8 protein-coding genes and 1 pseudogene are annotated in these 12,519 nt (G+C 60.2%); 3 read left to right on the plus strand and 6 right to left on the minus strand.

The features are described from left to right. Positions 1-104 precede the first annotated feature (104 nt). The 3 genes from purD to AT6N2_RS07365 all read left to right on the plus strand — a co-directional run bounded on the left by purD (position 105) and on the right by AT6N2_RS07365 (position 4,262). Positions 105-1,376: a phosphoribosylamine--glycine ligase gene (gene purD, locus AT6N2_RS07355; RefSeq protein WP_209085146.1), complete on the plus strand. Its 1,272-nt coding sequence runs from the start codon at positions 105-107 to the stop codon at positions 1,374-1,376. Between the two features lie 157 nt (positions 1,377-1,533). After that, positions 1,534-2,043: a plant virulence effector HPE1-like domain-containing protein gene (locus AT6N2_RS07360; protein WP_209085148.1), complete on the plus strand. Its 510-nt coding sequence runs from the start codon at positions 1,534-1,536 to the stop codon at positions 2,041-2,043. A 395-nt stretch (positions 2,044-2,438) separates the two neighbouring features. Then, positions 2,439-4,262, plus strand: coding sequence for a methyl-accepting chemotaxis protein (locus tag AT6N2_RS07365; protein ID WP_209085151.1), 1,824 nt, complete (start codon positions 2,439-2,441; stop codon positions 4,260-4,262). Positions 4,263-4,379: 117 nt separating this feature from the next. Here AT6N2_RS07365 and AT6N2_RS07370 read toward each other — a convergent pair. From AT6N2_RS07370 to AT6N2_RS07395, 6 genes and pseudogenes are all read right to left on the minus strand, one after another. After that, positions 4,380-4,875: pseudogene (locus tag AT6N2_RS07370) on the minus strand (DUF523 domain-containing protein). Positions 4,876-5,104: 229 nt separating this feature from the next. After that, positions 5,105-7,258, minus strand: a complete 2,154-nt coding sequence (gene glyS, locus AT6N2_RS07375; RefSeq protein ID WP_209085166.1) for a glycine--tRNA ligase subunit beta — start codon at positions 7,256-7,258, stop codon at positions 5,105-5,107. A 100-nt stretch (positions 7,259-7,358) separates the two neighbouring features. Further along, positions 7,359-9,305 carry a DUF2207 domain-containing protein gene (locus AT6N2_RS07380; protein WP_209085169.1) on the minus strand — a complete coding sequence of 649 codons (1,947 nt, stop codon included), beginning with the start codon at positions 9,303-9,305 and terminating at the stop codon, positions 7,359-7,361. Positions 9,306-9,497: 192 nt separating this feature from the next. Next, positions 9,498-10,775, minus strand: a complete 1,278-nt coding sequence (locus AT6N2_RS07385) for a 3-phosphoshikimate 1-carboxyvinyltransferase (protein WP_209085172.1) — start codon at positions 10,773-10,775, stop codon at positions 9,498-9,500. Positions 10,776-10,848: 73 nt separating this feature from the next. Next, positions 10,849-11,400 (minus strand): LemA family protein, encoded by a 552-nt coding sequence (locus AT6N2_RS07390; RefSeq protein ID WP_209085175.1) that lies wholly within the window; start codon positions 11,398-11,400, stop codon positions 10,849-10,851. A 78-nt stretch (positions 11,401-11,478) separates the two neighbouring features. After that, positions 11,479-12,441, minus strand: a complete 963-nt coding sequence (locus tag AT6N2_RS07395; RefSeq protein WP_020813609.1) for a glycine--tRNA ligase subunit alpha — start codon at positions 12,439-12,441, stop codon at positions 11,479-11,481. Positions 12,442-12,519: the final 78 nt, after the last annotated feature.

Genomic DNA, 12,519 nt, shown 5'->3' on the forward strand with positions numbered 1-12,519 from the left:
AAGGGAAAGACGGGCATTCGTGGCGCTTTCTCCTTGACCTTTCGCCCCCCTGCCCTTAACGCCCCTGACACAAGGTTACTGGCGAATTCGCAGGGGTATTGACCATGAAAGTTCTGTTGATCGGTTCCGGCGGACGCGAACATGCGCTGGCGTGGAAAATCGCCCAGTCCACCCTGCTCGATCAACTCTACGCCGCCCCCGGCAATCCCGGCATCGCCGAGCACGCGACGCTCGTGGAGTTGAACGTGGAGGACCATGCGGCGGTCATCGCCTTTGCGAAAGAAAAGGCAATCGACTTCGTCGTCGTCGGTCCGGAAGCGCCGCTGGTCGCTGGCCTTGCAGATGATCTTCGCGCCGCCGGCATCGCCACTTTCGGACCCTCGAAAGCGGCAGCCCAGCTGGAGGGTTCCAAGGGTTTCACCAAGGATCTCTGTGCCCGTTACGATATTCCGACCGGCGCTTACCAGCGTTTCAAATCCGCCGAACCGGCGAAGCAATATGTTCGTGAACAGGGCGCACCGATCGTCATCAAGGCCGACGGGCTTGCCGCTGGCAAGGGCGTAACCGTTGCCATGACCGAGGCCGAAGCCCTTGCCGCCATTGACGACTGTTTCGACGGCGCTTTTGGCGCGGCCGGCGCCGAGGTGGTGGTGGAAGCCTTTCTCGACGGTGAAGAGGCAAGCTTCTTCTGCCTTTCCGACGGCAAGACAGCACTGGCCCTTGCCACCGCGCAGGATCACAAGCGCGTCGGCGATGGGGACACTGGCCCGAACACCGGCGGCATGGGCGCCTATTCGCCCGCTCCTGTCATGACGCCCGCCATGGTGGAGCGCACCATGAAGGAAATCATCGAGCCGACGATCTCAGGCATGGCAAAGGATGGAAACCCCTTCTCCGGCGTATTCTTCGCTGGCCTGATGATAACGGCCAAGGGCCCCGAACTCATCGAATACAACGTTCGCTTCGGCGATCCCGAATGCCAGGTGCTGATGATGCGCCTCAAGAGCGACCTTTTGCCGATCCTCTACGCGACGGCCACCGGCACGCTGGACAAGGTGCAGGCGGAATGGCGCGACGATGCAGCCCTGACCGTCGTTCTCGCTTCCAAGGGTTATCCCGGCGCCTACGACAAGAATACCCCTATCGCCCATGTTCCCACGGCGAGCGAAGAGGCGAAAGTGTTCCATGCCGGCACGGCGCTGAAGGACGGCAAACTCGTCGCAACAGGCGGCCGCGTGCTGAATGTCACCGCCTTCGGCAAAAATGTGACGGAAGCCCAGGCGCGCGCCTACGCGCTGGCCGACAGGGTGGAATGGGCAAACGGCTTCTGCCGTCGGGACATCGGCTGGCAGGCCATTGCGCGCGAGAAGGCCTGAGCCGACATCATCGATCACGCCGACTGACGGTTTCGTTCAATTTTTACCAAGTTTGCTGACCCGATGGAAACGAAAGCCACGTAATACTTCCCGCAATACTGGATGGAAACTGGTGTCTCGGGTACGAGGCCGCGCCATCTTTTTCGGGGGCTTTTCGATGCGTCGTTTTTTTCTGACAGCTGTTGTCGCGCTGGCAAGCGGGTCTGCGATGGCATCGTCGATCGAATACATCAATGGCGTACATGTGGAGAATGGCAGCTTCGTTCGCCTCGATTGCGCCGGCTGCCAACCGATGAAGACAAAGACCGTCGCGGATGGCTATGCCGTCCCTTCGATCGAACCCGGCACGCAGCACACGGAAATGCGTGAAGTCGATGGCAGACGCGTGCTGGTTCGCACCGAAGCCTGGCTCGGCGGCGCACCCGTCACCTTTGTCAGCACCAATCCTGCCTGGATGACACAGACCCCCGGCACAGCCGTCGCCACCTACGACCAGGCAGCGCCAGAAGCGCATCCTGCCGAAACGGCGGCGACATCGCCCGGCATCGATGAGACAGCGACGACCGCCGCCGTCAATCGAATCTCCAACGACCAGAAGGTAGCGCCCGTCATCGCATCGGTAAGCGGCGCACCGCAGTTTCCGGATTTCCAGTTGCGCGGCAACTAAAAACGCGTCAGACGTGTCTCGTCGTTTGTTTTACCCTCTCCCGGCATGACCCCGTTACGCGCTTTCGCAGAATTGATCTAACGTCGCGCCTCCGGCGAACGGCTGAGACCAGGCTCCTACTATCGTTGGTCCGCGGCAATACTGCAACCATGTGGAGAAGTTCTGTTTTCTACCACCTTTTTTTGCGAAATGCGCCGATAAAGCGACAGCTAATTAAATATTTATTCAAATTTTTAGCTACTAAATAAATCCATTGTGCGATGCAGCACATGATGTGTGCTTGTGGCGATGACACGCCTTCTCAAGCCCTTTTTCCGCGCATCAGGCGCCTCTCCTTTTCTGAAACACCGGCACCGCGCGCTCCTACGCGCGATCCCAAACGCTTGTGAGCACCCATGAAGAACCTTTCCATTTCTCGTCAACTGATCGTTCTCGTGGTGGCCCTGATGGCCGCCTTTTCCGTGGCGACCTTTTACCAGCTGAGATCCGCAACCGACGCGATCTATGAGGAACGCTACGGCATGCTGCGCGCACAGGTGCAATCGGCAATCGCCATCCTGCAATCGTTTTACGATAAGGAAAAAGCCGGAACGCTTTCGCACGAGGAGGCCATGAAACAGGCTTATGCCACCGTCAGCGCCATGCGGTTCACACCTGACGGTTACCTCTTCGGTTATGACTACGACGTGACGATGAAGTTCCATCCTGATCCGAAACGGGTCGGTGAAAATTTCAAGGGCAAGCCTGACAGCAAGGGGTTTGCCTATCGTGACGAACTGGTGCGGCTCGGCCGCAATGGCGGTGGGCAGACGGATTTCTACGGCCCGAAGCCCGGTATGGAAGGCAACGACTACGCCAAAAGCTCCTACGCCCTTGCTTTCGAGCCATGGCAGGTTGTGGTCGTGACCGGCGTCTATATTGACGATCTGAACGCGCAGGTTCGAGGCGACGTGATGAAAGCGCTCTCCATCGGCGCGTTGATCTTCGTGCTGGCGCTTGCCGCCGCCTTCTATGTCATCCGTGGCATTTCGAAGCCGCTTGGCGATATTCATCGTGCCCTCGGCGAAGTGGCAAACGAGAATGTCGCGCTTAAAATTCCCCACACGAACCTCACCAATGAAGTGGGCATGATGGCGAAGGCCACGGCCTCGCTTCAGGACAAGGTGCGCGAGCGCCATGCCATGCAGCGCCGTGAGGAAGAACAGCAACGACAGCTGAATGCCGAACGACAGAACAATCTCGACATGCAGCGCGACGAGGCGGAATTGCAGGCGCGTGTCGTTACGACGATCGGCGAAGCACTGGAAAAGCTGGCAAGCGGCGACCTCACTGTCCGCTGCGGCGATCTCGGCAACCGCTACGCAACGTTGCGCGACAATTTCAACGAAGCCCTGACGCATCTTGACGCCGCCATGGCCAAGGTCAATGCCAAGAGCATCGACATTGGCGGTTCCAAGGAAGAAATCCGCAAGGCCTCGAACGAGCTGTCGCAGCGCACCGAACGGCAGGCTGCCAATCTGGAAGAAACCTCCGCAGCGCTTGACGAACTGACCGTTGCGGTGCGCCAAACCGCGGAAGGCGCAGCCGACGCCGCCAAGCGCGTCACCACCGTCAGCTCTGAAGCCATGCGCAGCGACCGGGTGGTGGAAGAGGCAATCTCCGCGATGAGCGGCATCGAACAGTCGTCCGACCAGATTTCCAACATTATCGGTGTCATCGACGACATCGCTTTCCAGACCAACCTCCTGGCACTGAATGCTGGCGTCGAAGCGGCGCGTGCCGGGGAAGCCGGCAAGGGCTTTGCGGTGGTTGCGCAGGAAGTGCGCGAACTGGCGCAGAAATCCGCCGCCGCGGCGAAGGAAATCAAGGACCAGATCGCCCGCTCCTCCTCGCAGGTGGAAAACGGCGTGCGGCTTGTCGGCGAGGCTGGCGATGCGCTGAAGCGCATCTCCGACCAGATCAAATCCGCCAACGAGATCGTCAGCAAGATCGCGCACTCGGCGGCCGAGCAGGATACGACGCTGCGCTCGATCTCCTCGTCGCTGAACCAGCTCGATGTCGCCACCCAGCACAATGCGGCGATGGCGGAAGAAACGACGGCTTCAGCGGAAGCGCTCGCCGTGGACACCGAGGAGCTGCTGAATCTCATCCGCGGCTTCCGCGTCTCCTCCGGCCATCAGCTGCATGTCATGGCGCACGAAATGCGCATGGCGGGATGATATAGTCCGAGGCTATCGATCACGAACAGCGCCGGGGGAAACCCCGGCGCTTTTGTTTTCAAGCATTTCCAGGAAAAGTGGAATCCGGTTTTCCGTCCTGAAATGCTCCAAAACACTCTAACGGGTCAGCGCATCGAGCCGGTCGATATCAGCCGGGGAAAAGACCGCAATACCGGCTTTTTCGAGCAGCGCCGCGGTCACGCCATTGGCCGGCATGTTTAATGCCGGAGAACGAACCGTCATAGATCGCGACGGATCCGCATGACGGGCTGCCGTCGATCAGCAACGCGTGGGTACAGCCATTGGCTCTGGCGAAGACGAGCGCCTTTTCCGCACCGGCAATAAACTCCGCCGTGACATTGCCGCCGGTTACCTCCAGCACGCGGGCGCGACCTTCCAACACATCGAGACCGGAAGCGCCGTTTTCAATTTCCGCCGGCGGACGCGGCACGGGCATGCCGCCCGCCATTTCCGGACAGATCGGAACCAGCCTGCCCTCCTCGCGCCAGCGCTCGATTGTTGGATGGGATAGAGGTTTGCCCTTGCCGTCATAACGGACTGGTTGGCCGAGGAGGCAGGCGCTGATGAGGATTTTGGGGATCATGTCGATCATTCTAAAACGCTACCGGCAAGCATAGAAGCCGAAAATACCCCCTCTGCCCTGCCGGGCATCTCCCCCTCAAGGGGGGATCGGCAAGCGGGACACCCCCCGCCAAATCCTTAACGTTGAAGATGATTGAACGGTCACAACGATTCGATCTCCCCCTTGTGGGGGAGATGCCCGGCAGGACAGAGGGGGGTGAAACCCAGCATTCTGCAATGCCCGTTTACCCCCAATGTTGTTACCCCGTAATCTTCGAGAAATCCGCAACGGTTCCGGTCGCTTCGCGGATGGCCTTCAGCAGCGCCAAACGGTTGGCACGGATGGCAGCGTCTTCGTCGTTGACCAGCACATCCTCGAAGAACTTGTCCACGGGCGCACGCAGCGTCGAGAGCGCCTGCATGGCAGAGCGGAAATCTTCGCCCGCCACTGCCTTTGCGGCATCTGCAGAGGCGGTCTTGATTGCCGCGTAGAGCGCCTTTTCGGCATCGAGCTTCAGCAGCTCTTCCGAAACGCCATCGGCCACCACGGTGCCCTTCTTTTCTTCCGCTGCAAGCAGCTGCGTGGCGCGCTTGGCGCCTGCCAGAAGGTTGCGGCCATCCTCGCCGGTGATGAAGGCCGTGAGCGCTTCGACACGGCGGGCGATCATCAGGAGATCATCGGATTCCGGCGTCAGAACGGCGTCGATCAAATCATAACGGGCGCCGAGATCGCGAAGATAGACCTTCAGGCGATCATGGAAGAAGGAGAGAAGGTCCGGGTCCTTCGCCACGCTCAAGAGCGGCAAGCGGACATTCTTTTCCAGAAGAATACGCACCACGCCCAGCGCCGCACGGCGCAGCGCGAAGGGGTCCTTCGAACCCGTCGGCTTCTCATCGATGGCCCAGAAGCCGACAAGCGTGTCGAGCTTATCGGCCAGAGCGACCGTGATCGCCACCTTGTCGGCCGGCAGGCGGTCAGAGGGGCCTTTCGGTTTGTGATGGTCCTCGATCGCAGCGGCGACACTCTCGTTTTCTCCCTGCAAGGCCGCATATTTGCGCCCCATCAGGCCCTCAAGCTCGGGGAATTCTCCCACGGCTTCGGTACGCAGGTCGGCTTTGGCCAGCACCACGGCACGGTCCACCAGCGCCCCATCGGCACCGACGACGGGAGCCAGAGCCTTGGCCAGTTCGCGAATACGGGCCACGCGCTGCCCTTGAGTGCCGAGCTTGGCATGGAACGTCACGTTCAATGCGTCAAGCTTCGCCATGCGCTGGTCGAGGGGCTTTTTGAGATCGAGACTGAATTTCGCAGCCGAGTCTTTCAGCGTTTCGAGATCGGGCAGATCGCCCTGGTCGCGGGTCCAGAAATGGCGGGCATCCGACAGGCGGGCGCGCACGACCTTGCCGTTGCCATGGATGATTTCCTTGCCGCCGTCGCTTGCCTCGATATTCGAGACCAGGATGAAGCGGTTGGAAAGGCCCTCTTCCGCACCCTGGTTGCGGGTGACGAAACACTTCTGGTTGGTCTTGATGGTCAACCGGATGATTTCCGCCGGAATCTGCAGATAATCCTCCTCGAAGGTGCCCATCAGCACCTGCGGCCATTCGACGAGACCGGAGACTTCTTCCAGCAGGCCTTCGTCTTCCACCAGATCGAGACCATTGGCGAAAGCAAGGTCCTTGGCATCGTGCAGGATGATGTCCTTGCGGCGCTCGGCATCCAGCACGACCTTTGCCTTTTCGAGGCTCGAGACATAGTCCTCGAAACGTCGCACGGTGATGGGGCCGGGCGCGTGGAAACGGTGACCATAGGTGACGTTGCCCGCGACGATGCCATCGATCACGAAGGGAATGACCTGGGTTTCGTCATGTTCCGGACCGAACAGGCAGACGATGGATTGCAGCGGGCGCACCCAGCGCAGGCTTTCCGAGCCCTTGCCTTCAATGCCGGCATAGCTGGAACCCTTCGGCATGGAGGCCGGGCCGGAACGCATTGATTTTGGCCACGGGAAAGAGCGGATGATGCCGGGCATCACCTCGGCGATGATCTCTTCTGCCGGGCGGCCGGGCTTGTTGATGATAGCGATGTAAAAATCGCCCTTCTTCGGATCGGAAACGACCTGCGCTTCCGAGATATTATTGAGACCAGCGCCGCGCAGAAAGCCTTCGATTGCCTTTTCATTTGCATCGGTGCGCGGGCCCTTCTTTTCCTCACGCACATCGGCGGAGCGGGCGTTGAGACCGCGAATATCCAGCGTCAGGCGGCGCGGCGTCCAATATTCGCGCGCACCCTCATAGGTCAGCCCTCTCTCCACCAAGGCGTCGGTGACGAGTTTCTTCAGATCTCCCGCCGCCTTGCGCTGCATGCGGGCAGGGATTTCCTCGGAGCGAAGTTCAAGCAGAAGATCGGGCATGGGATAAGGACTTTAATTTGTTGCAGAAGAGTGTTGCGGACTTAGCAAGACCAGCGGCAAAAGTCACCAAGGCAATCGGTTAAATTACCACCCGCGGGCGCTACCACCCGCCCCCGCCGCCGCCACCGCCGCCGGAACCGGAAAAACCGCCGCCCCCACCACCGCCACCACTGGAGAAGCTGGAGTTTGACGAACTGACGGGTTGAGGAATCGTGGAGGCGATCGTGCTTGCCATTGAGGTCGAGAACCCGCCGATACGGCCGCCAAAACTGCCGTAATTGCTGCCAACGTACCAGCCAGGCACATAAGTTGAAGCAGCGGCGCCGGCAGCGGCCGTCTTCAGCCATTTCTCGAATGTCTGGCTCCACGGTTTTTCGACACCGAGCGCCACGGCATAAGGCAACAGCTTTTCGAAATGCTGCGGCGACATGGTGGGTGCATCCGCCATGTTCATCCGGTCCTTTTCCGCGAGCGTCAGATAGGTCCTCAACCCCTCAATGCCATCCGTCAGCTTGCGTCCGAGCGGCGTCGGCGCGCCCATCAGAAAGAGGAAGAGCGTATTGGTGAGCACAATGCCGCCGATGGCGGCCAGCGCCAGCGACTTCGTGCCATGTGTCACGTCGAGAAAGATCTGCGTTGCAAAGCCGCCGACCGCGGAAAAGGCAATGAAGCCGGCAAAGGCAAGCATGATGATACCCCCGATCCGCTTGCGCAGCGACGCGCCGCGCGAGAACTGGCGACCGATACCAATGGAGAGGATACCGAAGAAGAAAGAAAAAAAACCGAGGACCATCACGGCCGCGATGGAGTTTTCGTCCAGATCGCCGAAGACGAGCGTCGCGATGATGATGGCGATGCTGAACAGGATGCCAAACACCGTGTAACCGGCATTGCTGCGGTAATATTTCCCCCGATGTTCCTTCTCGATGGCTGTACGAAACTGTCGCCCGACCTTTTCGACCTCAGCCCCATGGGCCTTGTCGATCGTCAGTGACTCGCCACGTCCGCCGATGGAGGCAAGCAGCGTCTTTTGGCCGGTCGGCAAATCGGTGGCAGTCGGCTTATCCGTGCGGCGGATGACAATTGAATTCTTCAGGTCTTCCAGAACGACATAACCTTTGACCGCAAGATCAAGAGCAGACGCGGAAAGCGCCGTCCAGCCCGCGCCGGAGAAGCCCCTGTTATCGACGTAGTTGACCAGCGCCGGCGATAACCCTTCAGGCGCATCCCAGCGCGGCACGACCACGCCTTTGGCCGGATCACGGCCGACCGCGGACCATGCCCGGAGGTAATAGACGAGAACGGCCAGAAGCCCGCCGCCCGAGATCAGGATGGCGAGATGATCCCGCAGCCACCAGCTTGTCTCCTGCGAACTCGCGGGCGCGGCGATGGCGCCCTTGGGCAGCTTCACCGCAACCGTCATGCCCTCGCCCACCGAATATGGCCGGGTGGACGCAAAAAATACCTCGTTTCCTTCATTGAGGATGCGGGCATCCTTGCCCTTCGCCCCAAGCGGACCCGTGAAAACCGCCGTATCCGTCGCCTTCACACCCTCCGGCAGCGTGATCGTGGCGGAAATCTCGCCCATCGGAAACTGCCAGCCATTGCCTGTCACGTTCCAGGTCAGCTCGTCGTAATCGCTGAAATAACGGATCTGCCGGGCGGTGGTGTAGGTGATCTGGAAGATATGGTCGCCGGTCGACAGGAAACGGTCGGCGCTGCCGGTATAGATGCGGATGCCGCCATCGATGGTTTCGGTGCGCCAGTTCTCGGGCGCACCGTCGCGCTCGACCGAAACGACGTTGAAATCCACCCTGGTGCGGCGGTTATTCGCATCCAGCGCGTAAAGCGGGAAGTCGCGGAAGATGCCGCGCTTGATGTTCTGGCCTTCGGCGCGGGCGGTGATTGTTTCCGTCACCGTCAGCTTTCCATCTTGCGCGACCTCGATGACGGAATGATACGAACGGATGAACTCTTCCGCGAAAGCCGGGAAGGCCGCGCCCAGGAAGACGAACAGCGCGAGAAGTCTTGCGGCGATGGTCTTCACGGGCGATCCTCCTTGAGGGGTCAGAGCGTTTCCGGTTTCAACTGATGCACGTACAGTCATTTCCGTCATAGCGGGCTAGACCCGGTATCCAGCAGCCGCGCGTCGGCGCGGCTTGAAGAGTCTTTCGCGATCAAGGACTTGATCGCGCTGGTTTCCGGCTCAAGGCCGGAATGACGGCATTGAACCGTTCTTCTAATGCTGCGGCTCGGCAGCGCTTTCCTTTTCGGTATAGTCGACGCCGAGCGAGGCGAGCGCCTTCCAGTAGTTCGGATAGGTCTTGCCCACGCAGGCAGGGTTCTGGATGGCGATGCCACCGATCTTCAGCGCCGCGAGCGCAAAGCTCATGGCGATGCGGTGATCGGCAAAGGTATCAATGGAAGCACTCACCGTCTGGCCCGCGAGGGAGGGATCGGAATGCACGATCAGGTCGTCGCCTTCCTCATGCGCCAGACCGTTGCGGATTTCGTTGAGGCCCAGCGAGACGGCGCGGATGCGGTCGCATTCCTTGACCCGCAGATTGGCGATGCCGACGAAACGCACCGGCGTTTCGTTGAAGGCGGCGAGAACCGCGATAGTGGGGATGGCATCCTGCATCTGAGAACCATCGATTTCGGCGGGCAGGTGCGGAAACTGCGCCATGACCTCATGGGCCTTGGCATCCGGCTGGGTGAATTTATCGGCGGGCGTGCCGATATCGATTGCGCCGCCGGTCAGAAGTTCGGCACCCCAGAGATAGGTGGCGGCGGAGGCATCCGGCTCGATATGGAAATCGGTCGCCGCGTAACCGGTCGGGTGCACGCGCCAGATGGCATTGCTGACCCGCTCCACCTTCCCGCCGAAAGCCTCCATGGCCGATGTCGTGAGGTCGATATAGCCCTTCGCACCGATTTCCTCGCCCTTGAGGATGATATGGACAGGCTTATCACCGCAGGCGGCCGCCATCAGAAGTGCCGAGACATATTGGCTCGACAGGTTGGCGTCGATGGTAACGCTGCCCTTCGGGAAACCCGTACCCTTGCCGCAGACGGTAACGGGCGGGCAACCGGTCGGCGCATCCGCCTCGACTCCGAGGGAGCGGAGCGCTTCTACCAGCGGCATGATGGGACGTTTGCGCATATGCTCGTCGCCATCGATGATGACGGCCCCGTCGACAAGCGCGGCGGCGGCGGTGAGGAAGCGTGTTGCCGTGCCAGCATTGCCAAGGAAAAGCGGCTTTTGTGGCTGCTGCAGCAGACCTGAACTTTCGACCACGAAAGTGGTGGCATCAGGCTCGGTCACCTTCACACCCATCTCACGCAGGGCTTCCGCCATATAAAGCGTATCGTCGCTCTTCAGCGCACCGGTGAGGCGGCTTTTGCCCTTGGCAAGGCCCGCCAGCAGCAGCGCGCGGTTGGTGATGGACTTGGAACCGGGTGGCTCCACCTTGCCGGAAAGCGGGTGACCGGGCGGGGTGATGGTCAGTTCGATCATGATCGTCGTCTTGTCAAAATAGGCGGCATAAGCCGGAATGTCATCGGGCGTCTATGGGCAGCTTTGGCCGACCTTAGAATTTGACGGTTGGCACCGCACGGTCAGCGGGATTGTCGATCTCGAAATAGGGCGCCTTGGCAAACCCAAACTGGCCTGCCACGAGGTTCGACGGGAAGCTTTCCACCTTAACGTTGAGATCGCGCGCGGCGCCATTGTAATAACGGCGCGACATCTGGATCTCGTTTTCGATGGATTCGAGCGAGCGCTGCAATTCCAGAAAGTTGGTGTTGGCCTTGAGATCCGGATAGGCTTCGGCGAGAGCGAACAGCTTGCCGAGCGCCTGCGACAGCAGCCCTTCCGCCTGGGCGCGACCTTCGACATCACCCGCCGGCACCGCCTGCGCCCGGTTGCGCAGGCTAATCACCTCCTCGAAGGTGCTCTTTTCATGTGCTGCATAACCCTTGACCGTCTCGATCAGGTTCGGAATGAGATCGGCGCGGCGCTTCAGCTGCACGTCGATGCCCGACCACGCCTCTTCCTTCATCTGCCGAGACTTGACGAGGCCGTTATAGATGAAGACGACATAAAGCGCGATTGCAGCAATGATTGCCAGCGTGATGAACATGCCCGACCCCTCCTCAAGAGGCGCGGACGCCAACGGCGGCATCCGCAGTTTAGAGTGTTTTCCGCCTTACATATTTGTTCAGGCGGCCCTGTTCCAGTTCAGCCCGCCAGCATCCGTCAGCAGGAAGGCCTCGCCGCAGGCTTTCGCCAGCGTGCGCACGCGCAGAATATAGCTCTGGCGCTCCGTCACCGAGATGACACCGCGCGCATCCAGAAGATTGAAGACGTGGCTCGCCTTGATGCACTGGTCATAGGCCGGAAACACACATTTGTGCAGGCGCTGGTTGTCGTTGTCACCGGGCGCACCGGCAGCGAGAAGCGCCTGGCATTCCTTTTCCGCGTCGATGAAATGGCGATGCAGCATGGCGGTGTCGGCAAATTCGAAGTTGTGGCGGGAATATTCCTGCTCGGCCTGCAAAAACACGTCGCCGTAGGAAATCTTCTCTTCGCCCTCGCGGCCGTTGAAGTTCAGATCATAGACATTGTCGACGCCCTGAACATACATGGCCAGACGCTCCAGACCATAGGTCAGCTCGCCGGCGACCGGCGAGCATTCAATGCCGCAAACCTGCTGGAAGTAAGTGAACTGCGACACTTCCATGCCATCGCACCAGCATTCCCATCCGAGGCCCCAGGCGCCGAGCGTCGGGCTTTCCCAATCGTCCTCAACGAAGCGCACATCGTGCAGCAACGGGTCGAGGCCGATCGCCTTCAGCGAACCGAGATAGAGCTCCTGCAGGTTGGAAGGGTTGGGCTTCAGGATGACCTGATACTGGTAATAATGCTGCAGGCGGTTGGGGTTTTCCCCATAACGTCCATCGGACGGGCGGCGTGATGGCTGCACGTAAGCGGCCTTCCACGGCTTTGGCCCAAGCGCGCGCAGCGTCGTTGCCGGATGGAACGTCCCCGCGCCCACTTCCATATCGTAAGGCTGCAACACCGCGCAGCCCTTGTCGGCCCAGTAATTGTGCAGCGTCAGGATCAGCGCCTGAAAGGAACGCTTCGGGTTCATATGGTCGGGAACATCGGTCATTGCAGTCATCGCGGCGTTAGGAGGACAAGTAAGCATTGACTTACTTCGGATGCGGACTGGTGCCACGGCGTGGCGTGGGGGTCAAGG

This window comes from Agrobacterium tumefaciens (assembly GCF_017726655.1).
GTDB lineage: Bacteria > Pseudomonadota > Alphaproteobacteria > Rhizobiales > Rhizobiaceae > Agrobacterium > Agrobacterium tumefaciens_B.